A 27,000-nucleotide genomic window follows, 5' to 3' on the forward strand; every position below is an offset into this window, starting at 1 on the left:
TCTCAGTGGTTTTCGGCGGCCGGTTCGTTCCGGTTCGCTCGATCGACGCCGCAGCGCCCGCGACTGTGACATCGCCGTGCTCGCCGGGCTGTCGGTGCCCGCGAGTACGGTCGGGCGAAAAGGTTCCGCGGGGAAGGGAGAAGTTAGATGGCAACGAGTGCCGACGTGCTGATAGACGCATACGAGCGGATCCGCGAGGTGGTGCACGAGGCGGTCGACGGCCTGGACGAACAGGCGCTGGCCCATCGCCTGGAGCCCGCCGCGAACTCCATCGCATGGCTGGTCTGGCACCTGACCCGAGTGCAGGACGACCATATCGCCGACGTGGCCGGGACCGATCAGGTGTGGACCGCGCGGGGCTGGTACGACAGGTTCGCGTTACCCGTCGGCAAGCGCGCCACCGGATACGGCGACAGCCCGTCCGACGTCGCGCGCATCCAGGCCCCGGCCGAGCTGCTGACCGGCTATTACGACGCCGTCCACGAGCAGACGCTGCGGTACGTTCGGGAGCTGACCGACGCGGACCTGGACCGCGTGGTCGACTCGGCCTGGGATCCGCCGGTCACCCTCGGTGTGCGGCTGGTCAGCGTGATCTCCGACGACCTGCAGCACGCGGGCCAGGCGGCCTACCTGCGTGGCGTCATCGAACGGACGCGCTAGCGGCAGTCAGGTCGTGTTCCTCCGCGTCGTCGGCGGCGGGGCGGTGGCGCCTGTTGTAGATGACGCTGCTGACGAACGCGGCCGCGATGATCGTGACGCCGATCAGGCCGGTGACGACCTCGTTGAGGTGATGCCCGGTCGAGTACAGCAACACCACGGCGAGCGCACCGATGGCCCAGTGCGCGCCGTGCTCGAGATACACGTATTCCGAGAGGGTGCCCTGGCGGACCAGGTACACGGTGATCGAGCGGACGAACATCGACCCGATGAGGCCGAGCCCGAGCGCGATGATGATGGGGTCGGCGGTGATGGCGAAGGCGCCGATGACTCCGTCGAAGGAGAACGACGCGTCCAGGACCTCCAGATAGAGGAAGCCGAAGAATGCCGCGCGCCCGGTGGCGACCACCGCCCGCCCCGGGCCGGGGCGCTCCATATCGGCGGCGTGCTCGCTGTCCAGGGCCTCGCTGAGCCCGTTGACGAGAATGTAGGTGACCATGCCGAGCACGCCCGCGACCATCACCACATCGGCCTTGTTGTCCGGGGCGACGACGCCCGCGATCAGCACCAGCACCACCATCGAGACGACGGTCGGGAACATCGGGAACCGTCCGAGCCGGGCCATGGGCCGCTCCAGCCAGCTCAGCCAGGTGATCTCGCGGCGCGTGCAGACGAAGTCCAGGAACAGCATCAGCAGAAACATGCCGCCGAAGGCCGCGATCTTCGGATTGGCCTCGTTGAGCAGCGTCTCGTAGCTGGGGCGGCCGTCGGGGAAGTAGGCCGCACCGTCGGGCGGCGGGTTCAGCGCCAGCTCGAACGCCTTCACCGGATCCAGGTGGGCCCCGATCGCGACGATGACCAGCGGAAATACCAACCGCATCCCGAATACGGCGATGAGCACGCCGACCGTGAGGAACATGCGCTGCCAGAACTGGCTCAGCCGCTGCAGCACGCTGGCGTTGACCACCGCGTTGTCGAACGACAGCGACACCTCGAGCACACCGAGGATCGCCGCCAGGATCAGTGCCTCCGGCCCGCCGTAGATCAGCGCGACCACCAGCGATACCACCGTGACGATGAACGACAGGGCGAACACACGCACGAACATGCCGATGCCTTTCGCATTAGCCCGACACCCGCGGGGGGTTGAACTCCACGAGTAGCGGCAGTCAGAGTGCCCGCAACCCTGACTCGATTGTTGCAGCCATATGGAAGAAACGGCAATCGGTGCAGGCCGCGGACGTCCGGGCAAGCCTACCCGGTGTCTGTGAAGTTGCCGGTGTCAGTCGTGGGAGTAACGCGCGGGCGATTTGCCCGAATTCAGTACCAGCCGTGGGACTGCCAGAACGCCCAGGCGCCGTCCGGACCGCCGTAGCGCTGGTTCATGTAGTCGTAGGTCCAGCGGATCTGGGTGAGCGGATTGCAGCACCAGTCCAGGCCGTGGGTGCCCATCTTGTGCGCCGGGAGAGCCTGACCCAGGCCGTAGGCGCCGGACTCCTTGTTGACGGCGAAGGTGTTCCAGCCGCTCTCGCGGGTGATGACGTTGTCGAAGGCCGGGAACTGATGCGGCGGGACGATCAGCAGCGCCATCGTCTTCGGCGCCAGCCGGAACGCCGTCGGCACCGCGCCCAGGCTCATCGCGACCAGGTCGGGGAGCAGCGACGAGGCCGCCGGGATCCGTGCGGCACAGACGAAGTCGGTTCCCGTGGCACGGGGTACGTCCGCCCGCACCGGGGTCGGTTCGTGGTTTCGGACGCCGGTCGTGCTCGCGGCGGCGGGAGTGCGCGCACCGGCCTCGCACGGCCCGAGCGCCGCCTCCTCGGCGGTGGCGACCGCGGCGCCCGCGGTCAGCGCTCCCGTCAGCGCGACGGTGACTCCGGCCGTTGCGATCCAGCGCGCGATCCGTGGTCTCGGCTGCGGCATGGCGGGCTCGCTCCCTTCGCGTCGGCGGGTGGATTCCCGGACACAGATGTAATGAGCAAACCACTAGTTATTGATATGGCGGGTGAAGCGGACCGGTGTGTCTGTGACCCGATTCACACCCCGTCCATGCCGAGCAGCGTCCGCAGATGCCGCGGTGCGGGCGAGCCGTGGGCGAGCATGGCGTCGTGCCAGCCGCGCGGCGAGACCGCGGCGGGACGGGCGGCGGCGATCGCGGACATCTCGGCGTAGCCGACGAAATAGGTCGACAGCTGCGTGGAACTCAGCTGGGCCCGCCGCCATTTTCCGGCCGCCTCGCCTTCCTCCTGGAAGCCGCGGCGCAGCATCAGGTCCATGGCCTCGGCCTCGGTCATCCCATCGCAGTGCACACCTTGGTCGAGGATGGCGTTGATGGTCGCGCGCAGCTGCATCTTCAGCCGCTGCAGGCGCACCGGCAGACCGCCGAACCCGTGTTCGGACATCAGCTCCTCGGCGTAGACGGCCCAGCCCTCGATGAAGGTCCCGCTGGCGCACAGAGCGCGCGTGGCCGTCGAACCGCGGAACCGGCGCGCGTGGGCGAGTTGCAGATGGTGGCCCGGCATCGCCTCGTGCACCGTGAGGTTGCGCAGCATGTGGTCGTTGTATTCGCGGTAGTAGGAGACCACTCGCTCGGGCGGCCAGTCGGCCGGTGCCGGTGCGATCGCGAAAAAGGTTGGCAGATCCGCGGTTTCGAGCGGGCCGACCGAGTCGCAGTAGGCCCCGGCCACGCCGCGGGCGAACTCCGGCATCGCCTGTACGACCAGGGTGTCGTCGACCGATGACACCAGGTCGTGTGCGGCGACGAAGGATTCTGCCTCGGCAAGCGCGGTCTCGGCGAGTGCGACGACGGTGTCGTTGTCCGGCCGGTCCACGGCGAGCGTGTCGAGGGCGGCGCGGACGGTGTCGTCGTCCGGGTCGGCGACTCCGAGCAGTTCGCCTGCGGCGGACCGGATCTCGTCGTGCAATCGGTCCAGGTGGCGATGCGCGCGGTCGAGCAGCGCGGCCGCGCCCAGGTCGGTGTCGAGGGTGTGCCACAGCTTCGCCTCCCACACCCGGCGGCCCAGTCGCGGATCCCGGGTGGACTCGTCGAGCCGCGCCCGGAGCCACCCGGTGAATTCGGTCAGCGCCGCCACGGCCGCGATGGCGGGACCGTCCACGCCCGTGCCGGGCGCCTGGGCTGCCAGCGCCGGGACCTGGTCGCGGATCAGCGCGGCCGCTCCGCCGAACTGCCCGATGGCGGTCTCGACGTGGATGCGCGGGCAGTCTTCCAGCACGCCGCGTGCGGTGGCGAGCGCGTCGGGCAGCGCCGTCAGCCGGGCGCCGAGCGCCTCCAGCCGCTCGGCGGGCGGGGCGAACGGCCGTGCCAGCAGGTCGTACAGCAGCGGTCCGGGGTTGTGCAGCAACGGATTCCACTCGTGCTCGCGTAGTTCGCCGAGTGCGAAGAGACGGCTGTCGACCTCCTGCAGCAGCAGCGCGTGGTCGACCCGGTCCTCGGCGGGCAGTTCCAAATCGTCCACCTCGGCCAGGGCGTGGGAGGCCTCGCGCAGCATCGCCGTCTGCTCGCGCACGGCGTCGTCGGACCGGTCCGGAAGCCGATCGTCGGCACGGTGGTCGCCGACCGCCGCCGCGGCGGCGGGGTCCGCCCGCAGTATCGCGTCCACGATCCGTTCCGCCCGCTGCACGAAGCTCTCCGACATGGCGGCCACCGTACCTGTCGTACCATGATCATCGTCGGCCGCTGCGGGCCGCTCGTAACTCGAAATGCGCGGTACCGATCCCAAACCCATGCGAATGCGCCAGACTCGGAGTCGGTAACCGACCGGACTATGCCAGGGAGTTTGCGATGTCCCAGTCTTCCGCTTCCTACCCGAGCGCGGTGCCGGTAGGGGTGGACACCACCCGAGCCAGTATCGCCCGCGTGTACGACGCATTTCTCAATGGCAAGGACAATTTCGAGGTCGACCGCGAGGTCCTCGCCCGGGTGCGGTCCGTGGCTCCGCAGGCCACCGATTTGGCTTGGGCCAACCGGGATTTCCTCATTCGGGTATGCCGTTTCCTGGCCAAGCAGACGGGTGTCGACCAGTATCTGGATCTGGGCTCCGGGCTGCCGACCGCGGAGAACACGCACCAGGTGGTGCAGCGCATCCGTCCCGAGTCGCGCGTCGTGTACGTCGACAACGATCCGATGGTGCTGGCGCATGCGCGCGCGCTGCTGGAGGAGAACCCGGATACCAGTATCGTCACCGCCGACATCTTCCAGCCGCTCGAGGTGCTCGAGAACCAGGTGGTGCGCAGCGAACTGGATTTCGACCGTCCGATAGCGCTTTTCCAGATCGGCACCCTGCACCATTATCTCGGTGAAGACGGGGCGGCGCTGATGCAGACTTATATCGATGCGTTGCCGTCCGGGTCCTATGTCGCCATCGCGCACTTCCTCGATCCGCAGACTCCCGAGCACACCGAACTCGCGCAGAAGATGGAGGACAAGTTCGTGCACAGCCCGATGGGCAGCGGGCGATTCCGCACGCGCGAGGAAATCCAGGCATTCTTCGGCGACCTGGAAATGATCGAGCCCGGGCTCGTGCTGTGCGACGACTGGTGGCCGGACGGCCCGCGTCTGGAGCCACTGTCGTCGGTGCGCAACTGCATCGTGGGCGGCGTCGGCCGTAAGCGCTAGCACAGTCGTCTCATATTCCGGCGCGCTTCTGGCCGGAATCACTGCTACCCAGGTGCGGGGGATGTCAGTGGTAAGTATGTCGCCATGGACACTGCCGCAGCGGAGTCGGGACATAAAAGCAGGTGGTCGTTCCCGTCCACCTACACCATTCTTGCCGGTGTCACGCTGCTGGTGTGGCTGGCGGCCTTCGTCGTGCCGCCCGGCCGCTACGACAACGACGATCAGGGCCGTCCGGTCGCCGGAACATATCAGCGCATCGAGGACGCCCCGGGATTCGTTGCGCGACTGAAGGATCTGTTTCTCGCCCCGATCGACGGACTGTACGGAATCCAGGACGACAAGACCGGACTCGTCGGCCCCGATCTGTCGGGCAGCCTCTACGGCGCGGCGGCGGTGTTCCTGTTCGTGCTGGCCGTCGGCGCGTTCATCACCGTCGCCTTCGCCACGGGCGCGCTCGAGCGTGGCATCGGCAGGTTGGCGTATCGATTGCGCGAGCGGTCGTACCTGTTGATCGTCGGTGTGATGGTGACCTTCGCGATCGCCGGTACCGTCGAGGGTTTCGCGGAGGAGACGCTCGGGTTCTACGCGCTGCTGGTGCCGCTGCTGCTGGCGCTGGGCTATGACCGCATGACCGCGGTCGGTGCGATCATCTGCGGCGCCGGTGTCGGCGTGCTGTGCGCGACCGTCGATCCGTTCGCCATCGGCACGGCCTCGGCCGCCGCCGGGATACCGATCGGCGACGGCATCGTGCTGCGCCTGATCATGCTGGTGGTGCTCACGGCGGTGACCGTCGCGTACGTGCTCTGGTACGCGCGCCGGGTGCGAAACGATCCGGACAAGTCCTGGTCGGGCTGGCTGCCGGGCGACCGGGACGCGAAAGCCGAAGACCACGAACCGGATCCGATGACCCGGCGGCACACCGCGGTGCTGTGGTTGGTGGTGCTGCTTTTCGCGTTCATGATCTTCGCGATCATTCCCTGGAGCGAGGTGATCAATGGGTTGGACGCGAAACCGTTTGCGTGGGAACTGGGTTGGTCCTTCCCGGAACTGACCGCGCTGTTTCTGTTCGGCGCGGTGTTGGTGGGCCTCGTCGGTGGGCTGGGCGAGGGACGCCTGACCGACGAAATCGGCAGGGGTTTCGGCGATTTCGTCGGTGCTGGCTTCGTGATCGTGTTGGCCCGCGGCGTGACGGTGGTCATGAACAACACCCAGATCACCGCCACCGTCCTGCACGCGCTCGAGGGCGCCGTGACCGGGACCTCGTCGGGGGTGTTCGCGGTGGCGGTGTTCCTGGTGAACATCCCGCTGGCATTCCTCATCCCGTCGACCTCCGGGCACGCCACGCTCGCCATGCCGATCATGGCCCCGCTGGCCGATTTCGCTCAGGTGCCGCGGTCGCTGGCGGTGACGGCCTGGGCGGCGGCCTCCGGGTGGGCCAATCTGGTCACCCCGACCACGGCCGTGGTGACTGGTGGTATCGCGCTGGCGAAGGTGCGTTACGACCGCTACGTGCGGTTCGTGGCGCCGCTGATGGGGGTGTTGTTCGTGCTGATCTGCGGGTTCGTGGCCGTCGACGCCTGGATCGGGTGAGTCCCGGGGTCAGCGTGTGCCGAGCAGCAGGGTTTGGGCGCTGGCCGAACAGAAGGGCGACATGATCCTGCCCTCGCGGCGCTGGGGCGCCGCGAGGGCAGGAAATGGTGGGTTGAGGCGTGGGGTTGAGGTGGTGGGTTGAGGCGTGGGTTGAGGTGGTGGGCTGAGTTGTGGGGTTGAAGTGGTGGGCTGAGCTGTGGGGTTGAGGAGGTGGGCTGAGCCGTGGGTAGCGGTGGTGGGTTGGGCCGCTGGGTCGTGGGGTGATGGTGGCTGGGTTAGTCCGCCTTTGGTTTTTCGGGGTCGGTGGGAGGGTCTTCCACCTCGACTACTTTTACCTCGACTACTTCTACTGCCTCGGTGACCAGGCCGAATTCGGTGTCGTGCTGTTCGGTGCCCTGTAGGACGGCGTTTTCGATCAGTAGTGCGCCGTGTTGTTCGCGCAGGATTATCGGGTCGGAGCGGACGTCCTTGTACAGTGCCACGCACATCAGGCCCATGACGATCGCGAACGGTAGTGAGACCACCGTCGTCAGGGCCTGTAAGCCGTTCAAGGCGCCATCGAGGTCCTTCGGATCGGCGATGACGAGCATGATCGCGGCGACGGCGCCGGTGGCCGCACCCCAGAAGGTCACGGTCACCTTGGACGGTTCCAGGCTGCCTTTCTCCGACAGCGTGCCCATCACGATCGATGCGGCGTCGGCGCCCGAGACGAAGAAGATCGCGACCAGGATCATCACCAGCGCGGCCGTGAACGACGCGATCGGGTAATGATCGAGCAGGCGGAACAGTGCGTTGTTGGAGTCGACCGAGCCGTTCGCCTCGGTCAGGTCGCCGGTCTCGCGCTGCTGGAAGACGCCCGCGCCGCCGAAGATCACGAACCACACCAGGCTCACCAGGCTGGGCACCAGCAGCACGCCGGTCACGAACTGCCGGATGGTGCGGCCGCGGCTGATGCGCGCGATGAACATGCCGACGAACGGGGTCCACGAGATCCACCACGCCCAGTAGAAGATCGTCCAGCTCGACAGCCACGCCTTTTCGGCCTCGCCGCCACTGACCGCGGTGCGCGAGGCCATCGAGGGCAGCTTGGCGATGTAGTCGCCGAGCGCGGTCGGCAGGAAGTTGAGCATGAACAGCGTCGGGCCGAGCACGAACACGAACAGCGCGATGATCAGCGCGAGCACCATGTTGATGTTCGACAGCCACTGGATGCCGCGGTCGATACCGGAGATCGCGGAGAAGATGAACGCGATGGTGAGGGCGGTGATGATGAGAACCAGGCTGACCTTGCCGACCGAGTCGACCCAGCCGTTGAACTCCATGCCCGCGCCGATCTGCAGCGCGCCCAGGCCCAGCGAGGCGGCCGAGCCGAACAGCGTCGCGAAGATCGCCATCATGTCGATCGCCTTGCCGCCCCAGCCCGTGGAGTAGCGGCCGAGAATCGGGCGGAACACCGCCGAGATCAGCTGCGAGCGGCCCTTGCGGAAGGTGCCGTACGCGATGGCCAGGCCTGCCACGGCGTAGATCGCCCACGGGTGCAGCGTCCAGTGGAACAGCGTCTGCGCCATCGCCGTTTCCGCGGCCTGATCGGTCTGCGGGTCGGCGGTGCCCGGCGGCGGCTTCACGAAGTGCGTCAGCGGTTCGGCGACGCCCCAGAACATCAGGCCGATACCCATGCCCGCGCTGAACATCATCGCGATCCAGGAGACGGTCTTGAACTCCGGCACCTCGTCGTCGTGGCCGAGGGGGATCTTGCCGTAGCGGCTGGCGGCCATCCACAGAACGAAGACGACGAAGGCCGACGCGATCAGGACGAATAGCCAACCGGTATTGGTGATGACCCAGGATTGCGCATCCGACGAGGCGGACGCGAGGCCCGTCTGGTTGAGGATGCCCCAGGCGACGAACGCCAATGAGCCGATCGCCGTGATGCCGAAAACCCACCGGTCCAAACCGAGTTTGGTCGGCGGCTTTCCGAGCGAATCCTCGGTGCTGTCATCTGATCCGTCGGATTTGCGGCCGGTGTCTATCGACATCAGATCCGAGTCCTTTCAGAGTATGGGCGCAGGCCTGCATGAAGCCCCCATTACTGGTTTGAGCAACCGTACAGCGTGCGGGGTGGTCGTGCAGCCGGTACCACCGTTTCAGATGGCCGCGCACCCCCACTACGCTGGTGGGATTCGGCTGTAGCTACCGTACGCGCCGGTGTGTCCGGGGTGCCGCAAAGGCCTGACCTACCAGTGAAAACCAGTATTCTCACGCTCGTTTGCCGAGGTTCGCTTCCGCTTCCGCAACCTGCCGGTGGCGTTCGGGAGTAGTTTCGACGCTGACGTGATTTCGCGGTCTCGCGGAGAGCTGGGTGCGGAGAATCCGGAATTGCGATCCGTGGCAAGGGATCGGTCGGGGAGTAATGCCGTGATCGCGTTTGCCGCAGCGTGTTCCAGGGAATTTAGCGGATGTGTCACCATGATCGCGGGGGAGCTCCCCGGCGCGGCGCTGGGCATCGGCGGCGGCGTACTGCTGCCGACGCGCTCGGCCCGCTATGTGCGCCGATCGCCGCCGGAGGTGCTGGCGCGCCTGCGCGAGAACCGTTTGGGCGCAATGACTCCCGCCGCGCAGCGGAGCGCCTGAGTCCCGACCGCCCGCTGTCGCCCTGTCGGGTTCAGTCGTTCCAGCCGCTGCTGGCGAGGATCTGGTCCCAGGAGGGGACGAGGTGCGGGTGGCGTTGGCGGACGATTTCGGCTGTCAGGGAACCCGGTACGGCTTTCTGGGGTTTGGCGAGGGCTTGGGCTTCGACGGCGTCGCTCAGTGCGCGGCTGCCGCCCAGGCGCGGGTAGGCCGCGTGCACCCGGTCGGCATAGCCCGGCGGCAGGGCGTCGGGGCTCGCTCCGATGTCGATTCCGATGCCCTCCACGGCAATCCAGATCTCGGCGGGACGGCGCCGACGGTAGACCGGGGAGCTGCTGAGGCCGGTGGTGTGGGCGGCGATGGCATCCCAGATCACGTCGACCCGGTTGTCGCGCACACCGTGCTCTTCCAGGAACCGCGCCGCGTAATCGGCGCCGTCGACCTCGAATCTCTGCTCGCCGTTGGCGGTCTCGGTCAGACCCATATCGTGCAGGGCACAGATGAGGAACATGTTTTCGTCGTCGAAATCCGCGCCCGGGCGCAGGCCCTGGGCACGGGCGGCCGCGAGGCCGAACAGGTAGCCCCGGATGGAGTGGTTGCGCAGATACGGTTCCTGTTCGGCCGTGATCAGCCGATGTGCCTCGGCGGCAAGGGGAGTCGCGGGCAGGGTGAGCGGATTGCCCTGGGCGGCGGCCGGGAATCCGGTGAGCGCCAGGGCGCTCCCGGCGAGTCCGGCGCCGACCATTGTGCGGCGAGATACAGACATTCGAATCTCCCTCAGTGTGCGCCCGGTCGGACGATCATGAGCACTACGACCACCGCCCACAGCAGGTTGTAGATTCCGGCGAGCATGCTCAGGGTGCGCAGGCGGCGGCCGTCGTCGGGGCGCTCCAGCGCCTCTCGTTGCATCGGGGCGATCTGAACGAGCAGGGCGCCCGCGACGGCGGTCAGGATCATGGCCGCGGTGATCCAGATTTCGCCCATCCGCCCCTGGACGGTCGCCAGCACGATTCCGACGGCGGGCACGACGAGCGCCAGGACCGCGTAACCGCGCGTGATGCGGTGCATGGCCGCCGCGACCGCCGGATTGCGGTCCGAAGGCTCCGGTTCCGGGGCCGCGCCGACCGCTGGGGCCATCGGGGCGTAGCGCGGGAACAGGCTCGCGGCGACGGCGGAACCGCCCACGAAGACGATGCCCGCCAGCACGTGGATCGACAACAGCACAGTCTCCATGAACTCCTCCACCTTTCAGGGTGGCTGAAGCTTAGCATTGAGCTTCAATAAAGTTGAAGGCTGTGCGAAAGGTCACCCCGTCATCGAAAAGTGAAGGTCAGGAAGCGGTTTCCCCGGAGAATGCGGCGAGCAGGGCCGCGCCTACCTGGCGCAGAATCGGATCGGATTCCGGGCCGAACAGTTTCGCGTCCACCTCGGCGACCGCCTGCTTGGCCGACCGCAGCAGCCGCGCGCCCTTCGGCGTGAGCTCGATCGTCGACGCCGATCCGGCGCGGGCCGTGCGGTCGCGCACCAGGCCCGCGTTCACCAGCGCCTTCACCGCGGTGTGCACACTCTGCACGCTGATGCTCGACATGCGCGCCAGATCGCTGAACGACGCCCCGGGAACACCCGAGATATGGCCGAGCAGTCCGAGTCGGCCGACGGTGAGGTCCAGCGGTGCGAGGGCGGCGCCGAGTTCGGCCTCGACCTTTCGCGCGATCGTCAGCACGAGGATCGAGGCACTGGTCACGGGCGGTTCGGAGCGGCCTTCGTCGGCGGACATCGTTCCAGTTTCCCGCATCGTCGGGCCGGTGCCGCCGAGGGTGGGTACCGGCGGATCTGGGTGTGATGCTGAACGTGGCCGACGGGCAGGCCACCGCCGCGCTGATACTGGGTGCCGTGCAAGGGGTCTCGCGTGAGTATTCCGAGTTCGCCAAGTTCTCGACGAGAATATGGACCAGCTCGGGAGTGCCCGGCGCTGCTGTGGATACGCGACCGGCTCGACGGCGTTTCGGCGCGGCAGGGCTGGCCGCATCGGTGACGCGGGCGGGCTTGCCCTGGATCCCAACGGATTCCAGTTGCTGGCCGCCAAATTCGGTGAGACGGTTGCATCGTTCTTCGGTAAGTCGATCGGGGTGAAGTAGGCAGGGCCCCTGTGCCTTCCGGAACGCCCAAGGGGTACAGCCATTCCTGGATGATCTCCTCGCCGGTGACGATCTTGCCGCTGAACGGATCTCGCTCTTGGTTATCGAATGTGCAATCCCTCGGCGAGCGGTCCGGGCGGTCGCGGAGCCGGGATGCGTTTATACAGTGGCCGCATGAACATCTGTGTCTTTCTGTCGGCCGCCGATCTCGACGAGCGCTACACCGGCCCGGCGCGTGAGTTCGCGGAACTGATCGGCAAGGGCGGGCACACGCTGATCTGGGGCGGCTCGGATGTCGGGCTGATGAAGGTGGTGGCCGACGCGGTGCAGGACAGTCGCGGCCGGTTGGTGGGAGTGTCCGTGGAGTTCCTGGCCGACAAGGCTCGGGTGAATGCCGACGAGATGATCGTCGCGGCCGACCTGGCCGAGCGGAAGGCGCAGTTGCTGGCCCGGGCGGACGGGGTGGTCGTGATGGTCGGCGGAACCGGAACCCTGGACGAGGCCACCGACATCCTGGAGCTGAAAAAGCATGGGCTGCACCATAAGCCGGTCGTCGTGCTGAACACCGCCGGGTTCTACGACGGGCTGCGGCAGCAATTCGAGCGAATGGACGCCGAGGGATTCCTGCCGATTCCCCTGGACCAACTGGTGTACTTCGCCCCCGACGGCGCCGCGGCAATGGCCTATCTGGAGAGCGCGGCAGGAGCACGCTGACCGGCCTACGCGCCGAAATGACTCGAGCGCCAGGTGCCCCGGAAATGAGGCGACGGCCAAAACATGTCGGCCCACCTGTTCCGGCGCGCCGGGCCCACCATTTCCCGGCGTGCCGACCCACTCATTCTCCGGCGTCCTGCCCCCCTTCTATCCTCCAGCGTGCCGACCACTTCATTTCCGGCGTGCCGGCCCCTGCCATTTCCTGGCGTGCCGGCCCCTACCATGTCCCGGCGTGCCGCCCCCCGCCATTTCCTGGCGCGCCGATCCCTGCCATGTCCCGGCGTGCCGGCCCCTGCCATTTCCTGGCGCGCCGTTCCCCTCTATTTCCCAGCGTGCCGACCACTTCATTTCCCGGCGTGTTTTTGGTCGGGATCACGCCGCCGCTACCGGCTCTCGGTCGTTCCGGCGGGTGCGGCGCCATACGTAGCCGAGGAAGCCGATGAGGGCTACCAGGGGGAGGGCGCTCAGGGTCCAGCTCAGGGACAGTGGGGGGCCGGGTTGTTCGAGTACCGCGAGGTTGCGCAGTTCGCCGACGCCGTGGCCCTGGGGTCCGTCGATCTCGAAACGGAAGGTCCAGTTCCCTTCCTGGTCAAGGGATCTGACGTCCAGTCCCCAGACCTCGCGCTTGCGGGGATGCCGGGACAGCGGCTCGGGCCGGTACGTGCGCCCGTTGGGCTGGGTTTCGACGAGGTTGCCGGACTTACCGTCGATACCGCCGTCGGGCAGGAACGTGAAGTCCAGCGATTGCAGGGCGTGCAGCGGCCATTCGCTGAACCCGACGGTGATGCCGTAAGGCCCGGCCTGCGCCCGTTCGGTGTGCGCGATGTTCACCGGTTCGTACGCGCCGGCGGTCCCGGCGGGGATGGCCGTCAGCCCGAGGACGATGAGCAGCGTGGCGGCCGCGGACAGCGCTCTGGTGATCACGCGCGTGCTCCTTCCGATGCGGTGAGGCGCAGCATGACCCCGAACCGCCAGCCCAGGAACCCACCGGCGGCGCCGAGCACCGCACCGGCGATCGTGGTGGCGACGATGACGGTCGCGGCAGGCAGCCCCCTGTCGTAGATGAGGGCGCTCTGCCACGGCGCGCAGACCGCGATGACCAGGCCGCCGAGCCCACCGGCCAGCGTGGGGACGAGCCGCGAGGCGCGGCCGGTGCGCCGCAGCAGCAGGTCGACCACGACGCCGACCGGGAGCAGGCACAGCGGGATCAGGGCCGGTGTGGACGGAACGATCTCGTTGTTCTCACGCATCGGCAGGCCCACGGCCTGCGCGTAAGTCTGCGCGGCCCACGGCGCGAACCACCAGAACACCCCCTGCATCGCGGCCGCGGTACCGGCCACTAACGTTGCGCCCCAACGCCGGAACCCGGCCCCGGTCAGCACCAGCATCACGACGATGAAGGCGGTGACCGCGGTGGTCCATCGGACCGTGCCGGTCGACAGCTGTTGTACGGCCAGTGCCGTGATCACGCTCGAGGTCACCAGATGCCCGAGGCACAACAGGGTGCCGAGCCATCCCCACAGGTGGTCGCGGGCGGCGGCGAAGACGATGACCGTGCCCACCGAGGTGACGGTGCTGGACAGGAACAGCCCGATGTGCGGCGGCGAGTCGATCACCGCGTCGAAGCCGTAGAGGGTGTGCCACCACAGATCCCACAGCCCGTACAGCAGGAACGACGCCGCGCCCAGGCTCGTGACCAGATAGCCGAGCGGGGCGGTGAAGGTGCGGCCGAAGACGCCGATCCCCGGCCCGCCGAGAGCCCGATCCACCGAGCGGCCGCGCCGTCCGGCGGAGGTGGTGGCGAGAATGACCGTGAGACCGGTGAATCCGGAGATGGCCGCGCTGGCGTAGATGAACAGGTGCGGCACCGTGAAGAAGGTGTCCGGGCCGACATCGCTGTGCCACTGGATATCCCAGGTAGCGCCGACGGCCCAGGTGATGGCGGCGAGCAACAGGATCGATGCGGGTACCCAGGGCCGAACGGCGCCGGTGCGGTCGGCCGTCGCGGTGGCGACGGTCGGGGGTGAGGCGGTCAAATCCATTGGGCTGCTCCTGGTTCCTCTCGATGTTCCCCTCGCGCGGCGGTCACGTCGCACCGACGGAGAAGGTGGCGGCGCCGGTCCCCGGCGGGCCCGACACATCGACGGTGATCTCCCACTGCCCGGACATGGGCAGGTTTACGGCGGCGCGATAGCGGCCCGGCGCGGTGGCCTCGGCCGGGGCCGGGGGTACGGCATGGCCCATCTGCGGCATGGCGGGCTCCACCAGCACCCGGGTCGGCGCGGCGGGATTCTCCTGGCGGTCGGTGATGTCGAGCTCGATCGTGTTGGCGCCCACCCGCAACGGCCCGGTCAACCGAACGAGGTAGGGACCGGCCGGGATTCGCGTCGCTTGCTCGTCATCGTCGTCCGGCCACCACAGCCACGCCGCGAGCCCGGCTATGACGACGGCGAACGCCACGAAGACGAGCACATCGCGCCGGTTCATCGCGCACCTCCGGTTCGGCGGGGCATCGCAGCGGAACGCCCTTCGCCGGGATCCGGCGGGTTCGTCGGCCTCGCGGCCACCTCGATCGCGGGGGTCATTGCGGCACCTCGGCTTTCACGTCTACAACGGCGGGGACGGTCAGCACCGAGTAACCCCGCTCGGCCTGCGCCCAGACCAAGTACCGGCCGGGCAGCGGGAAGGTGTAGGTGAACGCGACGTCCGGGCCGTAGGCCGCGACCGTCTCATCGGGCGCCTGCGCTCCCGGACCGAGCATCGGCGGCATGGCGTGGACGTGTGCCCAGACCGGCGCGGTGACGGCGGCCGTTCCGGCGGACGGTCCCTCCGGCAGCGGCCCGACGGCAATGAGGTGGCCCGCCATGCCCAGCCACGGCTGCAGATCCGCGTTGCCGCCGAAGTGGGCGGTGAGGGTGCTCGGAGCTCCCGAGACCAGTTCGGTCGCGGTAAGGGAGGGTTCGGTCGGCACGATGCCGGGCATCGAGGGATCCGTGGCGCGCGCAGCTGCGTCGCCAGGGTTTCGGGCAGCAGGTAGCCGCGGGTCGGACGGGGAGGGCGCACCGGCGACGCGAATGGCCGAGCGCAGCAGCTGTATCCCGCCGCCGCGCCTGCCGATCTCGGCGGCGATCGCGTAGTCACCGGGCTGAGGGAGGTGTAGGCGGACCTGGTAGCTGCCGGGGGCGGTGCGGATCGGATGCCGGTGCCACAGTTGTCCGGACGGGCCGACGACCATCAGATGCATCAGCGCGTCGTCGACGGCGAGTAGATCGTCGACGGGGCGGCCGGTCGCGCTGTCGATCAGGGCCAGCGTGAGTTCGGTCGGGTGGCTCGCATCGGTCGCCTCTCCCGTGTGCAATGCCAGATTGACCGGCGGGCGTGAGTAATTCGTGGTCGTGGGCAGATCGCGCTCGGGAAACGGGTCGTCGATGCTGTCCGAGGTGGGATCGAGCAGGCTGCCCGCGGGCCGGGGCGCCGGGGCGCCGCCCGACAGCACGGCGCCCGTGACGCCGACCGCCAGTGCCGCGACCATCGCGCCGGCGGGCAGCAGCGTCGGCCAGCCGCGTCGCGAGATCAGCGCGGTACCCACCGAGACCAGCAACAATGCGCCCGCCGCGACGAATCCGCCGTAGGCGGCCCGCTCCCACGGCGTGATCACCGGCGCCACGACGAGGAACGGAATTCGAGCGACCCGCTCGCCGTCGCCGACGGTGAGTTCCCACGGACCGGCATGGTCCACCCGCAGATTCACCGGATGGGAACCGGCGCGATCGGTGAGATCCACCGTGGCCGACGAGCCCGAACCGGCCCGGTCGACGGGAAACGCGTTGAGCGCCAGCGTGCCCGGACGGGTCCCGGCGTGGGTGACGATATCGACGCGCAGCGGGCCGGGCACGGGTTCGACCCGGCGCATGATCACGGTCAGCTCGCGGTCGCCCAGGGACTGCGCGACCGCGAGATCCGCGCCCGCCGGACCACCGTCGGCGCGTGCGTCCGGACCGCCGAGCAGCAGTGCGCCGAGCAGACAGAGGCCGATCGCCCCCGCCGCACCGCGAACGCCCCGCATGTCAGTGAGGTCTGAGGGCGGACGCCGATGCCGTAACGGCCGACTGCCGGTCCAGTCCCGCAGGCCCGGGAGCACGGGATTCGCGACGAACAGCGGCAAGACGAACAGTCAACGGCGACAACACCACACCGATTATGCCGTGTACGGGGACGAGGACGGTGGAGTTGTCGGGTTGGGTGATGTGCTGCTCGAGGGATCGGGGGTGCCAGGCGGGACGCCGCTACCGTGAAAGCCGTTGGCGGAGTAGGTCCTTGCCCTGCTCGGCGCCCTTGCGGCTCTCGGCCTGCGCGCGGCGGAAGAACTCCGACAGCTCCCGGTCGCCGGAGCGCTCGGCGTCGTCGGCGTAGTTCTCCATCCGCAGCGCATTGCTCAGGCAGGCCTCGGTGAACCAGATCAGGTTGTAGTCCTTGTCCGGAGTGCCGGTGACGTGGCCGGATTCGGTGGACTGTGTCATGACGCTGCTCCTTCGTGTCGCGCTGACGGGTTCTGTCCTCGCGCTACCCGGGTCGTGGTGTCCGAAACATTGGAAGCGTGGTCAGCCGGGCGACGACACCACCCGGATGGTCCGCAGGGTGCCGTCGGCGGCATCGGGGATGTTCATCCCGGCGGCGTGTCCGGACCGCAGATAGTCCACGACGGCGGCGGTAAGCCGCTCGCCCGGAACCACCGCCGGAATCCCGGGCGGGTACGGCGTCAGCTGTTCGGCGGCGATCCGCCCCGTCGCCTGTGCGGCGGGTACCGCCACGGTCGGGCCGAAGAACGCGTCTCGTGGCAGAAGCACGCTCTCGAGCTGGATCTCCTCCGGCGCGGGCAGCCGAATCCCGTGCGGCACCGGGTCTTTCACCTGTGCGCGCCAGTCGGACAACCCTTGGACGAGGGTATCGGTGCTCGTCTTGTCGTCGGAGAACGACAGGGTTGCCAGCACGCGCCGATGGTCGCTGAGCCCGACGTCGAGGCGACGGTGGGTGCGCAGCCAGTCGGCGGCGGCATAGCCGGTGGCGCCGGTGGCGGAGACATCGGTGAGGACCTGCATGCGGTCCAGGTCGTGCGACGCCTGCGCCCCCAGCAGCACATCCTCGAGCACCTGGATATCCGGGATGTCCGACAACGCGGTGCGGGTTCGGTCGGCCGTCCGCAGCGCGGCATCGAGCAGTTCGCGGCCCTGTTCGACCATCTGGCGACGCCAGCCGTCGAGCGCGGTGTAGATCAGCACGTTCGGGCTCGTGGTCATCAACAGGTCGGCGCTGGCACGCAGCCGTACCGGGTCGACCAGGTCGCCCTGCAGGTGGAACACCGAGCCCTGTTCGAATCCGGCGCCCATCTTGTGCACACTCACCACGCACACGTCGGCCCCGGCATCCATTGCCCACGTGGGTAATTCGGGATGGAAGGGCAGATGTGCGCCCCACGCCTCGTCGACGATGAGCGGCTTGCCCCGGGCATGGCAGACACGCGCGATGGCGCGGATGTCGGCGCAGGTTCCATACGGACTCGGGCTTACGATCAAGGCGCCCGCCGCGTCCGGATGCCGCTCCCACTCCCGCTCCACCTGCTGCGGCGACGGCGGATGCGAGAAATGCCGGTCGGCATCCCAGCGCGGGGTGATCCAGCGCGGCTGCACGCCGGAGAAGATCAGTCCGGCGACGATGGACTTGTGGCTGTCGCGGGCGACGAGCAGGCCACCGTCGTCACCGCCCGCGACCGCCATCATCGCCGCCTTCACCGACAGCGAACTGCCGCAGGTGGAGAAGAATGCCTGATCGGCCCCGACAGCATCGGCCATCAACGCTTCCGCGTCGGCGAGATGGCCGGAGCTGGCGAGGCGGTCGTCGAGCCCGGGAGCGGCCAGCACGTCGGAGCGGAAGGCGTCGAGACCGAGCACGTCCGACACCCGCCGGTCCACCCCGCGCCCCTGCCGGTGCCCGGGCGGGGTGAAGCCGTACCTACCCAGGCGGTGGTACTCGGCAAGGGCATCGATCAGCGGAGCTCGGGAATGATCCATACTTCGGCGCTACCCGCTGACGTGCCGGGCACACCTGCGGCTACCGGGAACATCGCCGGTGTATTCAGCGCCGGAAGGGTCCGGTGACCTCGTAGGTGATGCCGTCCGCGCTGTTGCCCGTGGTGCCGCGCTGTGAGGAGAAGTAGAGGCGGTTGCCCGCGGGGTTGAATGCGGGGCCGGTGATTTCCGAGCCGTCTGAGTCTGCCACCTGCAGGAACGGGGCGACGTTGCCGCCTGAGATGAGACAGATCTGCATGTCGCCGCCGTCCTCGGCGACGAACAGATCGCCGTTGGCGGCGCCGGTCACGTTGTCCACGCCCGACAGGTCCGCGTCGCCGTCGTAGGCGACGGCCAGCCTGTTGTTCGCTGCGTCGAGCGCCCAGACCCGATTGTCGCCCTTGGTGGTGAACCAGCAGGTTCCGCCCGCGTAATAGCAGCCCTCGCCGCCGTTGAAGGCCTTCGACTCCGGAACCTGGCGGCGGGTCGGCGTGGAGGCGCCCGAGCGGTCGGGGATCTCGCGCCAACTGACGGCCCCATCGTTCTCGACGAGCACCTCGAGCCGCCCGGCGACCAGTGCGGGCCAGACTGCGGGGACGAATCGGTAGAAGCGGCCGTCGGGACGGTCCTCGGTCATGTACACGACCCGGCGTTCCGGGTCCACGGCGCACGCCTCGTGGGTGAACAGACCCATCTCGGGCATGCGGACGGCAGGGCGCAAGCCCCACGGATCGGTTTCGAACACCGCGCCGCCCTCGAGTTCCTCGCAGGACAGCCAGGTATTCCACGGTGTGGCGCCGCCCGCGCAGTTGAGATTGGTGTTCGACAGGGTGCGGTGGGCCCCGAGGACGGCGCCGTCCGGGCCGAACTTGATCGCGCCGACCCCGCCGCTGCCGCTGACCTCGCTGTTGGACACGTAGATCCAGCCCGGGCCATCGGCGAAGCACGCGCCGCCGTCCGGCGCGGGGTGCCAGACGTAGTTGGTCCGCTCCACCGGCTGTCCCGACCGAGCGACGATCCGGCTGGTGAATCCCGCGGGCAACGACACTCCGTTGGCGTCGGGCCCCGACAGCGGGCCGTAGGGCGATTCACCGGCCGCGGCTCCGGCCCGGAAGGCCTCCAGCCACGACGCACCGCCGAACGCGGCGGCGGCCGCACCGCCGGCAACGCTGACTCGCAGGAAACTTCGACGATCCACCGGGCACCTCCGAAACGTGTCGACATTGCCGCACCCGCCAGCAGACCTTGCGGACAGTAGTGCAGTCGCGCCCACGGCGCTACCCGGCGTGCGGGCGTTTTGTGCACTCGAACAACCGGGGTCGGGGTATGTCGAATATCTGCCGATACTGCGCGGGGATCGGCGGCCGTACTGTGCATTCAAGCGGCTACGGGGGTCGCGGCTGGACAAACTGCCCCATCACGGGTGGCGAATGGAGTGTGTCTTCGATGATGACAGCGTTGCGTCGTCGAGTGGTACCGCTGGCGGCGGCGGTCCTGATGAGTGTCGTCGGCGGTAGCGGAGCGGCTTTCGCCGAACCCGCGTTCCCGCCGTCGTTCCCGCCGGATCAGAATCAGCTGCCGCAGTTGCCGCGCGAGTCGGATATCTATGACGCGCTGCCGATTCCGGTCCCGGACAACGACCCCTGGTACGCCGACCCGGAGAATCTGGCGGATTTGCGGCCGGGCGACATCATTCGCAGCCGGGTGGTACAGACGAGGCTGCTGGGCATCCCGGTTCCGGTATTCAGCAAGCAGCTGCTGTTCCGGTCCAACGACGTGCACGGCAATCCCATCGCGACGGCCACCACGGTCATCGTTCCGGGCATTCCGTGGGTGGGCAGCCCGCGGCCGGTGATTTCGTTCCAGGAGGCGATCGACTCCACCGACTCCTCCTGCAATCCGTCGCATACGCTGCAGGTCGGAACGTTCAAAGAGATTGCGCTGGCGCAGTATTGGATCGCGCAGGGTTTCGCATTCAACATTCCCGACTTCGACGGCAAGTTCAACACCTTCGCCACCTATGACGAGGGTCAGATGGTGCTCGACAGCCTGCGCGCGATGAAAAACGACACATCGCTGGGGCTCACCGATTCCGGAATCGGCATGTACGGCTTCTCCGGCGGTGGGTCGGCGACGGCGCGCGCGGCCGAACTGCGTCAGAGTTACGCGCCCGACGTGCGGATCCTCGGCGCGGCATTCGGCGGCACGCCACCGGATCTCGCCGCCATCGCCGATTACGCCACCGTATCGCGGCCCGGTGTCACCGGAACCAGCAGCTTCACCATGTGGCTCGGCGCGGCCTCGCTGGCGCGTGAGTTTCCGGAGGAATTCGATCCGAAGCGGCTGCTGAATGCCGAGGGGCAGCAGATCATCGCGGATCTGAACGGCCGCTGCGTGTACTCCGCGGCACTCACCGGAATGTACCGGCCGATCAGCGACTACTACGCGCCCGGGTCGATGGGGCTGAAAGATCCTGCTATTCAAAGGGTGCTGCAGAGCCAGAGCCTCGGTAAACACATTCCCGATATTCCGTTGCTGTGGTGGAACGGGGTGTGGGACGAGCTCATCCCGACCACGATCGTGACGCCAGGGGTGAACGACTACTGGCAGCGCGGCGCGGACCTGCGGTATTACACCATGCCGGTGCCCGAGCACATCACCAACGCGGTCGCGGGCTGGCCGCCGGCGGTGGCCTGGCTCAGCGCGGTCCTGCGCGGCCTGCCGCCGGGTCCGAAATTCAAGCTGGACTATCCGTCGCCGTTCCCGCCCGGATTCCCGGGGGCCTGAGGTCGGCTTTCCCCGACTACCCGGAGATCCTCTACGACCACGACGAGGGTGAGGTCTCCGCGAGCTTCCGTGCGGCCGACAGCCCGCCGGACTACACCTCGGGCGAGAGCACCTTCCACCGCTACCTCGCGTAGCTACGCGGGCCATTCCGGCCAGCGTGGGTTCCGGTGTTCCAGTACGGGATCGGTGATGCCGTTCCAGCAGGCGAGCCGGGCGAGATCCCACCCATCGAGTTCGGCGGCCGACGCGTAGACGGACTGGAAGAAGGCCAGCGCCGCGCGGATCGGGTCCGGGGCGCTGCGGGCCGCGTCGTAGGCGTAGTAGGCCGAATGCCCGGACCCCGCCGCCACCCAGCGCGCGCCCTCGGGCAGCGGCCGGTCGGCGAGGCCGGGCGGCTCCGGTGCGGCGTAGGAGTAGAAGGTCGGCTCGGGCACCTTGTCGTCGCCGAACCAGAATCCGGCGCTGATCTCCTCGCGCGAATACGACTCGCGAGTGATCGAGTCGACGTCCGCCGACAGTTCGACGTGCCGTTCGGAGAAGCGCTGCACCGCGAGATCGAAGGTGTGCCAGAACAATTGGACCGGGCTGACCTTCCCGGAGTAGCTGGCGCTGAACTCCTCCAGGATTCGCCCCACCTGACTGGTCACCCGGAACGCCGCGCGCGCCCGCGCCGGGTCGTAGTCGGCGTGCTCGGTATCGTCCTCGAAGGGGCGGTGCGCATCCGGGAGATCGAACGGATGCGGGTGGGGGAGAACCACATTCACGCCCAGGTCGGACAGGCCGCCCAGCACGTCCCGGTAGAACGTGGCCACCGACTGTCCGGGCAGGTCGATCTTCGCCTCGGTTCCCCGGTCGGTGGCGATCCGCAGCACATCGTCGAAAAGTCGAAGGCACAGGTGAATACGGGACCGTCGTGCGCGGTTCCTAGGGGCACGGTGGTCCAGCCGCGTGCGGTGAGCCGATAGGTCATATGCCACCAGTGATTGCGGCGGACGCCCTTGGCGAGCGCCACCTTGCCGACGATCTGCGCGTACCGGTGCAGCGTCTCCTTGGTGGGCCGCCAGAACTCCAGCGGCAGCGCGGGCAGCAACTCGGGAGAGTCGGTCATACCCAAACGGTACGGGCACGCCCGCGCGATTGCTACAAAATTGCTGCACTCGAGTCCGGCGGTCCCGACTCAGCGGGTCGTGCGGCGGCGGAACAATACCCCCGCCGCGAGGTAGCCGATCAGGGCGAATGCGGCGCACCACGCCACCGCGAGCACGGCGCTGTTGCCGATCGGCGTACCCATGAGCAGCCCGCGCACGGTCTCGATAACCGGGGTGACCGGCTGGTTCTCGGCGAACCGGTGCAGGGCGACCGGCATCGACCGCGGCGGTACGAAGGCGCTGCTCACGTACGGCAGAAACATGAACACCACGCCGAACCCGCTGGCGGCCTGCGGATTTCTCGCCAGCAGGCCGAGCGCGACGGCGAGCCAGGACAGCGCGAGGACGAACAGGGCGATGACGCCGATCGCGCCCAGCCACCGCAGCGGGTCGGCGGTGGGCCGGAAGCCGAGGGCGACCGCGATGACGATCACGATGCCGGTGGTGACCAGGTTGCGGATCACGCTCTCGGCAACATGCCCCGTCAAGACTGACGAGCGCGAGACGGCCATGGCGCGGAACCGGTCGATGATGCCGTTGGTCAGATCGGTGGCGATCGCCGGTGCGGTGGCCGCGGCCCCGAATCCCGCGCACAGCAGGATGATTCCCGGCACCACGTAGTCGATGTAGCGACCGTCGACATTCATCGCCCCGCCGAAGACGTAGACGAACATCAGCAGGATCATGACCGGCAGCGCGATGGTCATGATCATCGTGTCGGGGCTGCGCAGGGTGTGGCGGAGGTTGCGGCTCAGCATGGCCGCGGAGTCCGAAACACTCATTGTGCCACCATCTTTCGATCGGCCGGACGATCGGTCAGGGCGAAGAAGACGTCATCGAGGTCGGGGGTGTGGATGGTGAGCGTGTCCACCACGATGTCCCGGTCGTCGAAGCGTCGACCGCCGAGTACTGGCCGGTCACGCCGATGCACTCGCGCACCGCGCCGGGCGCGCGCGACACGTCGTGGCCGCCCACCCTGGCCGTGCCGCTGTCGGCCGTGGCCAGGGTGGTCAGGATGCGCACCATCGTCGTCTTGCCGGCGCCGTTCGGGCCGAGGAGCGAGAAGACGGTCCCCGGGGCGATATTCAGGTCGATGCCGGACAGCACCGGCCGGTCCGCGAAGGATTTGGTCAGCCCGGCGACGCTGATGGCGGGCTGGGGAGGAGCGGACATGGAGTCCTCGATTCAATAACTGTGTATGGGCTATATCAAGTGTATAGCGTACACAGTTTTAGGATCGTCGCAAGGGTTCACGACGAGAAGCGGAGGCACGATGGCGGCGCTACCCAGGACCGTCGAACTGCTCTGGGGTCTCGACGCGGCGGGGAGCCGGGGACCGCGGCGCGGATTGAGCCTGGATCAGGTGCTCGACGCGGCGATGGCGGTGGCCGACGACGAGGGCTTCGCGGGCCTGTCGATGAGCAAGGTCGCCAAGCGGCTCGGCTTCACCACGATGTCGCTGTACCGGTACGTCGACAACAAGGACATGCTGATCGAGCTGATCATGGACCGCGCGATAGGTCCGGCGCCGCAGATCCCGCCCGGCACGCCCTGGCGCGCCGCGCTGGAGCAGTGGGCGTGGAGCGAGTTCCACCAGGCGGCGGCGCACCCGTGGTGGACCGACATTCCGGTGTTCGCGCCGCGCGGGCCCAACAATGCCGCCTGGCTCGAGTCCGCGCTGTCCGCCTTCTCCGGCACTCGCCTGTCGGAGCCGCTCAAACTGCAACTGGTGCTGAACCTTTCGATGTACGTGATCGGGCGGCTGCGGCTGAAGCGGGAGATCGAGAGCCGTCCCGAAGAGGACTACGACGCCTCGATGTCTCGGGTCATCGATCCGGGGCGCTTCCCGGCCCTGTCGGCGGTCTTCGCGGCGCAGTCCTTCGAGAGTCAGGGCATCCACTGGGCAGACGCCGATTTCGCGTTCGGCCTGGACCGTCTGCTTGACGGCTTCGAACACTTCATCGACGGCGAGGAGTGACGGCCGCCGCCATCTCGAGCCAGGGGATTGGCCGCTGACCGTCGGGGACCTGCAGACTGGTCGGCAATGACACTGCCCGAACTACCCGATCTTCCCGTCCGCGCGGTGCTCGGCGACGTGGTCGGCGCGCTCGCCGATCGGGGCACGGCCGTGCTGGTCGCGCCGCCGGGTACGGGCAAGACGACGCTGGTACCGCTCGCGCTGAGCGCGCACGCTCGGGGGCGGGTGCTGGTGGCCGAGCCGCGGCGGCTGGCCGCCCGTGCCGCCGCCGCGCGGATGGCCGCCCTGCTCGGGGAGCCGGTGGGCGGCACCGTCGGTTACTCGGTGCGCGGCGAGCGGCGGGTGGGGCGGGCGACCCGGATCGAGGTCGTCACCTCCGGCCTGCTGGTGCGTCGCCTGCAGAGCGACCCGGAGCTGGCCGGTGTGGATGCGGTCGTGCTCGACGAATGCCACGAGCGGCACCTCGATGCCGATCTGTTGCTAGCGCTGCTGCTCGATGCCCGCGCGGGCCTGCGGCCGGATCTGCGGGTGCTCGCCACGTCGGCCACGGTCGCCGCGGACCGGCTCGCGGATCTGCTCGGTCCCGGCGCGCCCGTGCTGGCGGTGCGTGGTACCACCCACCCTGTGCGGATCGACTACGTCGCCCCGAACAAGGGAGAGCGGATGGAGGCGCACGTGGTCCGCGCCGTGCGGACCGCGCTCGCCGAGACCACCGGCGATATCCTGGTCTTCCTGCCGGGCGCGGCCGAGATCCGTCGTGTGGCACAGCAACTCGGCGATCTCACCGCCGTGGATGTGCTGCCGTTGCACGGCCGACTGTCCAACGCCGCGCAGGACTCCGCGCTCCGCGCGGGCGCGCGGCGACGGGTCGTATTGTCCACTGCCGTAGCCGAATCCAGCCTGACCGTGCCCGGTGTGCGCGCCGTCGTGGACTCCGGTGTCGCCCGGGTGCCGCGTACCGATCACCGCCGGGGGATGTCGGGCCTGGCCACGGTCCGCGTGTCGGCGGCGGTGGCGGAGCAGCGAGCGGGCCGCGCGGGCCGGGAGGCGCCCGGCCGGGTGTGGCGGTGCTGGCCCGAGCACGAGCACAGCACGTTGCCCGCCTATCCGGAGCCGGAGATCCGCACCGCCGATTTGACCAGGCTCGCACTGGAATTGGCGTGTTGGGGCACGCCGGACGGCCGCGGGCTCGCCTGGTGGGACGCGCCCGCGTCCGGTGCGCTGGCGGCCGGTCGCGAGACCTTGGAGGCGCTTGGTGCGCTGGATGTTTCGGGCGGAATCACCGAGCGCGGGCGCCGGATGTCCGAGCTGGGATTGCATCCTCGATCGGCCCGCGCACTGCTCGACGGTGCGGCGGAGGTGGGGGCGCGTGCGGCCGCCGAGGCGGTTGCCCTGCTCGATGACGACACCCTCGCTCCCGGTACCGATCTGATAGCGGCACTGCGTGCCCTGCGATCGGAGCGGCCCGCGCGCTGGCGGCGGGAGGCTGACCGGCTCGCTCGCCTCGTCGGCGAAACCGGTAGCGCCCCTGGGAATTCCGAGGATCCGGCGCTGATCGCCGCGCTGGCCTATCCGGAGCGGCTCGCCCGGCGGCGCGGGCCGGGCTCGGCGAGCTATCTCATGGCGGGAGGTACCGCGGTGACCTTGCCGCCGGGTACCGGTCTGGCCGATGCGCAATGGCTGGCGGTCGCGGTGGCCACCCGCGACCCGGGACGTTCCGAGGGGCGAATCCGCTTGGCCGCCACCGCCGATGAGGAACTCGCCCGCCGCGCCGCGCCCGCGCTGCTCGCGCGTGCCGACGAGGTGGACTGGATCGACGGCGATGTGGTCGCGCGCCGGGTGGAGCGGCTCGGCGCGATCGTGTTGTCGGAGAAGCCGCTGCCCGAGCCCGACCGGGCTGCGGTCGATCGCGCGCTACGCCGGGGTCTCGGCATGGTCGGACTCGGCCTGCTCCGCTGGGACGACGAGGCCCACGCGCTGCGTCAGCGGCTGGACTTTCTGCACCGCACGCTCGGCGCGCCGTGGCCGCCGGTGGACGATGCGGCGCTGCTGGAGAACCTCGACGACTGGCTGGCCCCCGAGCTCGCCACCGCGCGGCGCCGCGCCGACCTGGAGCGCGTCGACGCCGGGCACGCGCTGCGACGGCTGCTGCCGTGGCCCGCGGCCGCGCGATTCGACGAGCTTGCGCCGGAACGCATTCCGGTGCCCTCCGGTAGCCGGGTCCGGGTGGACTACTCCGCGGATCAGCCCGTCCTCGCGGTGAAGGTGCAGGAGATCTTCGGCTGGACCGACCCGCCGCGCCTGGCCGACGGGCGCATATCGCCCGTCCTGCACCTGCTGTCCCCCGCCCGGCGGCCCATCGCGGTGACCGCTGACCTGTCGTCGTTCTGGCGCACGGGATGGCCGCGGGTGCGCGCCGAGTTGCGCGGCCGCTATCCCAAACACGCCTGGCCCGAAGACCCCACGACCGTTCCGGCGCATCGGGGCACCGCCCGCAACGCGACCTGACCCGGGCTCGAGAAGGCCATGGCTGTACCCCTCCGTCATTCCGGCATGCTTCAGCCGGAATCCACCCCGAGAGAAGGGATCCCGGCCAAGAACGCGCCGGGAATAGGAGAGTGTCGGCGCGCTGGGAATAAGTGGGTGTCGGCGCGTTGGG

At 68.8% G+C, this 27,000-nt stretch carries 24 protein-coding genes and 2 pseudogenes; 9 read left to right on the plus strand and 17 right to left on the minus strand.

From position 1 onward, the window contains the following. Nucleotides 1-147 precede the first annotated feature (147 nt). Nucleotides 148-660, plus strand: coding sequence for a mycothiol transferase (locus tag ACYVLQ_RS13115; protein WP_460697715.1), 513 nt, complete (start codon nucleotides 148-150; stop codon nucleotides 658-660). On the opposite strand, the gene ACYVLQ_RS13120 is transcribed toward ACYVLQ_RS13115, so the two are convergent. From ACYVLQ_RS13120 to ACYVLQ_RS13130, 3 genes are all read right to left on the minus strand, one after another. Beyond that, nucleotides 641-1,765: a DUF475 domain-containing protein gene (locus ACYVLQ_RS13120; RefSeq protein WP_460697716.1), complete on the minus strand. Its 1,125-nt coding sequence runs from the start codon at nucleotides 1,763-1,765 to the stop codon at nucleotides 641-643. The genes ACYVLQ_RS13115 and ACYVLQ_RS13120 overlap by 20 nt on opposite strands. Nucleotides 1,766-1,977: 212 nt before the next feature. Further along, entirely contained in the window at nucleotides 1,978-2,580 is a 603-nt protein-coding gene (locus ACYVLQ_RS13125; protein ID WP_460697717.1) for an aggregation-promoting factor C-terminal-like domain-containing protein, read from the minus strand. Between the two features lie 113 nt (nucleotides 2,581-2,693). Next, the gene (locus tag ACYVLQ_RS13130) at nucleotides 2,694-4,313 is read right to left on the minus strand and encodes a DUF885 domain-containing protein (protein ID WP_460697718.1); all 1,620 of its coding nucleotides are present in this window, start codon (nucleotides 4,311-4,313) and stop codon (nucleotides 2,694-2,696) included. Nucleotides 4,314-4,459: 146 nt separating this feature from the next. Between ACYVLQ_RS13130 and ACYVLQ_RS13135 the strand changes: the two genes are divergently transcribed. Next, a complete protein-coding gene (locus tag ACYVLQ_RS13135) occupies nucleotides 4,460-5,293 on the plus strand; it encodes an SAM-dependent methyltransferase (RefSeq protein WP_460697719.1) in 834 nt (277 codons plus the stop codon). A gap of 84 nt (nucleotides 5,294-5,377) precedes the next feature. Further along, nucleotides 5,378-6,883, plus strand: a complete 1,506-nt coding sequence (locus ACYVLQ_RS13140; RefSeq protein WP_460697720.1) for a YfcC family protein — start codon at nucleotides 5,378-5,380, stop codon at nucleotides 6,881-6,883. Nucleotides 6,884-7,158: 275 nt separating this feature from the next. Here the strand turns inward: ACYVLQ_RS13140 and ACYVLQ_RS13145 are convergent, their stop codons facing one another. Further along, nucleotides 7,159-8,919, minus strand: coding sequence for a BCCT family transporter (locus ACYVLQ_RS13145; RefSeq protein ID WP_460697721.1), 1,761 nt, complete (start codon nucleotides 8,917-8,919; stop codon nucleotides 7,159-7,161). A gap of 430 nt (nucleotides 8,920-9,349) precedes the next feature. Here ACYVLQ_RS13145 and ACYVLQ_RS13150 point away from each other — a divergent pair, with 430 nt between their 5' ends. After that, nucleotides 9,350-9,514, plus strand: a complete 165-nt coding sequence (locus ACYVLQ_RS13150) for a hypothetical protein (RefSeq protein WP_460697722.1) — start codon at nucleotides 9,350-9,352, stop codon at nucleotides 9,512-9,514. Between the two features lie 31 nt (nucleotides 9,515-9,545). On the opposite strand, the gene ACYVLQ_RS13155 is transcribed toward ACYVLQ_RS13150, so the two are convergent. From ACYVLQ_RS13155 to ACYVLQ_RS13165, 3 genes are all read right to left on the minus strand, one after another. Next, nucleotides 9,546-10,277 carry an HD domain-containing protein gene (locus tag ACYVLQ_RS13155; RefSeq protein WP_460697723.1) on the minus strand — a complete coding sequence of 244 codons (732 nt, stop codon included), beginning with the start codon at nucleotides 10,275-10,277 and terminating at the stop codon, nucleotides 9,546-9,548. Between the two features lie 11 nt (nucleotides 10,278-10,288). Continuing rightward, the gene (locus tag ACYVLQ_RS13160; protein ID WP_460697724.1) at nucleotides 10,289-10,744 is read right to left on the minus strand and encodes a hypothetical protein; all 456 of its coding nucleotides are present in this window, start codon (nucleotides 10,742-10,744) and stop codon (nucleotides 10,289-10,291) included. Between the two features lie 97 nt (nucleotides 10,745-10,841). After that, entirely contained in the window at nucleotides 10,842-11,288 is a 447-nt protein-coding gene (locus tag ACYVLQ_RS13165) for a MarR family winged helix-turn-helix transcriptional regulator (RefSeq protein WP_460697725.1), read from the minus strand. A gap of 169 nt (nucleotides 11,289-11,457) precedes the next feature. On the opposite strand from ACYVLQ_RS13165, the gene ACYVLQ_RS13170 reads away from it, so the two are divergent. Together ACYVLQ_RS13170 and ACYVLQ_RS13175 are read left to right on the plus strand one after the other, a co-directional pair. After that, entirely contained in the window at nucleotides 11,458-11,649 is a 192-nt protein-coding gene (locus ACYVLQ_RS13170; protein ID WP_460697726.1) for a hypothetical protein, read from the plus strand. 174 nt (nucleotides 11,650-11,823) lie between these two features. After that, a complete protein-coding gene (locus ACYVLQ_RS13175) occupies nucleotides 11,824-12,363 on the plus strand; it encodes an LOG family protein (protein WP_460697727.1) in 540 nt (179 codons plus the stop codon). A 372-nt stretch (nucleotides 12,364-12,735) separates the two neighbouring features. On the opposite strand, the gene ACYVLQ_RS13180 is transcribed toward ACYVLQ_RS13175, so the two are convergent. The 7 genes from ACYVLQ_RS13180 to ACYVLQ_RS13210 all read right to left on the minus strand — a co-directional run bounded on the left by ACYVLQ_RS13180 (nucleotide 12,736) and on the right by ACYVLQ_RS13210 (nucleotide 19,626). Next, entirely contained in the window at nucleotides 12,736-13,284 is a 549-nt protein-coding gene (locus ACYVLQ_RS13180) for a hypothetical protein (protein ID WP_460697825.1), read from the minus strand. Further along, nucleotides 13,284-14,405: a hypothetical protein gene (locus ACYVLQ_RS13185; RefSeq protein ID WP_460697728.1), complete on the minus strand. Its 1,122-nt coding sequence runs from the start codon at nucleotides 14,403-14,405 to the stop codon at nucleotides 13,284-13,286. The genes ACYVLQ_RS13180 and ACYVLQ_RS13185 overlap by 1 nt, the downstream gene beginning before the upstream one ends. A 43-nt stretch (nucleotides 14,406-14,448) precedes the next feature. After that, entirely contained in the window at nucleotides 14,449-14,850 is a 402-nt protein-coding gene (locus tag ACYVLQ_RS13190) for a FixH family protein (RefSeq protein WP_460697729.1), read from the minus strand. A 94-nt stretch (nucleotides 14,851-14,944) separates the two neighbouring features. Further along, a complete protein-coding gene (locus ACYVLQ_RS13195; RefSeq protein ID WP_460697730.1) occupies nucleotides 14,945-16,429 on the minus strand; it encodes a hypothetical protein in 1,485 nt (494 codons plus the stop codon). A 220-nt stretch (nucleotides 16,430-16,649) separates the two neighbouring features. Beyond that, on the minus strand, nucleotides 16,650-16,883 hold the full coding sequence (locus ACYVLQ_RS13200) for a hypothetical protein (protein ID WP_460697731.1): 234 nt from the start codon (nucleotides 16,881-16,883) through the stop codon (nucleotides 16,650-16,652). Between the two features lie 81 nt (nucleotides 16,884-16,964). Next, the gene (locus ACYVLQ_RS13205; protein ID WP_460697732.1) at nucleotides 16,965-18,431 is read right to left on the minus strand and encodes an aminotransferase class I/II-fold pyridoxal phosphate-dependent enzyme; all 1,467 of its coding nucleotides are present in this window, start codon (nucleotides 18,429-18,431) and stop codon (nucleotides 16,965-16,967) included. 64 nt (nucleotides 18,432-18,495) lie between these two features. Continuing rightward, nucleotides 18,496-19,626 (minus strand): alkaline phosphatase PhoX, encoded by a 1,131-nt coding sequence (locus tag ACYVLQ_RS13210; RefSeq protein WP_460697733.1) that lies wholly within the window; start codon nucleotides 19,624-19,626, stop codon nucleotides 18,496-18,498. 248 nt (nucleotides 19,627-19,874) lie between these two features. Between ACYVLQ_RS13210 and ACYVLQ_RS13215 the strand changes: the two genes are divergently transcribed. After that, nucleotides 19,875-21,215: a lipase family protein gene (locus ACYVLQ_RS13215; protein WP_460697734.1), complete on the plus strand. Its 1,341-nt coding sequence runs from the start codon at nucleotides 19,875-19,877 to the stop codon at nucleotides 21,213-21,215. Nucleotides 21,216-21,349: 134 nt separating this feature from the next. Here ACYVLQ_RS13215 and ACYVLQ_RS13220 read toward each other — a convergent pair. The 3 genes and pseudogenes from ACYVLQ_RS13220 to ACYVLQ_RS13230 all read right to left on the minus strand — a co-directional run. Next, nucleotides 21,350-22,323: pseudogene (locus ACYVLQ_RS13220) on the minus strand (DUF5996 family protein). 69 nt (nucleotides 22,324-22,392) lie between these two features. Beyond that, complete coding sequence (locus ACYVLQ_RS13225; protein ID WP_460697735.1) at nucleotides 22,393-23,145, minus strand: ABC transporter permease; 753 nt, start codon at nucleotides 23,143-23,145, stop codon at nucleotides 22,393-22,395. A gap of 97 nt (nucleotides 23,146-23,242) precedes the next feature. Continuing rightward, nucleotides 23,243-23,536: pseudogene (locus tag ACYVLQ_RS13230) on the minus strand (ATP-binding cassette domain-containing protein); the annotation flags it as partial. 100 nt (nucleotides 23,537-23,636) lie between these two features. Here ACYVLQ_RS13230 and ACYVLQ_RS13235 point away from each other — a divergent pair. Together ACYVLQ_RS13235 and hrpB are read left to right on the plus strand one after the other, a co-directional pair. Continuing rightward, nucleotides 23,637-24,341, plus strand: coding sequence for a TetR/AcrR family transcriptional regulator (locus ACYVLQ_RS13235; protein ID WP_460697736.1), 705 nt, complete (start codon nucleotides 23,637-23,639; stop codon nucleotides 24,339-24,341). A 66-nt stretch (nucleotides 24,342-24,407) separates the two neighbouring features. Further along, nucleotides 24,408-26,849: an ATP-dependent helicase HrpB gene (gene hrpB, locus ACYVLQ_RS13240; protein WP_460697737.1), complete on the plus strand. Its 2,442-nt coding sequence runs from the start codon at nucleotides 24,408-24,410 to the stop codon at nucleotides 26,847-26,849. Nucleotides 26,850-27,000: the final 151 nt, after the last annotated feature.

It is taken from the genome of Nocardia thraciensis, from assembly GCF_054782435.1.

Bases quoted from the DNA above. Each gene is read 5' to 3' on its own strand.
- ACYVLQ_RS13145 (WP_460697721.1), bottom strand. From the start codon at position 8,919: ATGTCGATAGACACCGGCCGCAAATCCGACGGATCAGATGACAGCACC.
- ACYVLQ_RS13195 (WP_460697730.1), bottom strand. From the start codon at position 16,429: ATGCGGGGCGTTCGCGGTGCGGCGGGGGCGATCGGCCTCTGTCTGCTC.
- hrpB (WP_460697737.1), top strand. From the start codon at position 24,408: ATGACACTGCCCGAACTACCCGATCTTCCCGTCCGCGCGGTGCTCGGC.
- ACYVLQ_RS13120 (WP_460697716.1), bottom strand. From the start codon at position 1,765: ATGTTCGTGCGTGTGTTCGCCCTGTCGTTCATCGTCACGGTGGTATCG.
- ACYVLQ_RS13130 (WP_460697718.1), bottom strand. From the start codon at position 4,313: ATGTCGGAGAGCTTCGTGCAGCGGGCGGAACGGATCGTGGACGCGATA.
- ACYVLQ_RS13165 (WP_460697725.1), bottom strand. From the start codon at position 11,288: ATGTCCGCCGACGAAGGCCGCTCCGAACCGCCCGTGACCAGTGCCTCG.
- ACYVLQ_RS13235 (WP_460697736.1), top strand. From the start codon at position 23,637: ATGGCGGCGCTACCCAGGACCGTCGAACTGCTCTGGGGTCTCGACGCG.
- ACYVLQ_RS13150 (WP_460697722.1), top strand. From the start codon at position 9,350: ATGATCGCGGGGGAGCTCCCCGGCGCGGCGCTGGGCATCGGCGGCGGC.
- ACYVLQ_RS13160 (WP_460697724.1), bottom strand. From the start codon at position 10,744: ATGGAGACTGTGCTGTTGTCGATCCACGTGCTGGCGGGCATCGTCTTC.
- ACYVLQ_RS13135 (WP_460697719.1), top strand. From the start codon at position 4,460: ATGTCCCAGTCTTCCGCTTCCTACCCGAGCGCGGTGCCGGTAGGGGTG.
- ACYVLQ_RS13155 (WP_460697723.1), bottom strand. From the start codon at position 10,277: ATGTCTGTATCTCGCCGCACAATGGTCGGCGCCGGACTCGCCGGGAGC.
- ACYVLQ_RS13175 (WP_460697727.1), top strand. From the start codon at position 11,824: ATGAACATCTGTGTCTTTCTGTCGGCCGCCGATCTCGACGAGCGCTAC.
- ACYVLQ_RS13205 (WP_460697732.1), bottom strand. From the start codon at position 18,431: ATGGATCATTCCCGAGCTCCGCTGATCGATGCCCTTGCCGAGTACCAC.
- ACYVLQ_RS13185 (WP_460697728.1), bottom strand. From the start codon at position 14,405: ATGGATTTGACCGCCTCACCCCCGACCGTCGCCACCGCGACGGCCGAC.
- ACYVLQ_RS13190 (WP_460697729.1), bottom strand. From the start codon at position 14,850: ATGAACCGGCGCGATGTGCTCGTCTTCGTGGCGTTCGCCGTCGTCATA.
- ACYVLQ_RS13215 (WP_460697734.1), top strand. From the start codon at position 19,875: ATGATGACAGCGTTGCGTCGTCGAGTGGTACCGCTGGCGGCGGCGGTC.
- ACYVLQ_RS13170 (WP_460697726.1), top strand. From the start codon at position 11,458: ATGGACCAGCTCGGGAGTGCCCGGCGCTGCTGTGGATACGCGACCGGC.
- ACYVLQ_RS13140 (WP_460697720.1), top strand. From the start codon at position 5,378: ATGGACACTGCCGCAGCGGAGTCGGGACATAAAAGCAGGTGGTCGTTC.
- ACYVLQ_RS13115 (WP_460697715.1), top strand. From the start codon at position 148: ATGGCAACGAGTGCCGACGTGCTGATAGACGCATACGAGCGGATCCGC.
- ACYVLQ_RS13225 (WP_460697735.1), bottom strand. From the start codon at position 23,145: ATGAGTGTTTCGGACTCCGCGGCCATGCTGAGCCGCAACCTCCGCCAC.
- ACYVLQ_RS13125 (WP_460697717.1), bottom strand. From the start codon at position 2,580: ATGCCGCAGCCGAGACCACGGATCGCGCGCTGGATCGCAACGGCCGGA.
- ACYVLQ_RS13200 (WP_460697731.1), bottom strand. From the start codon at position 16,883: ATGACACAGTCCACCGAATCCGGCCACGTCACCGGCACTCCGGACAAG.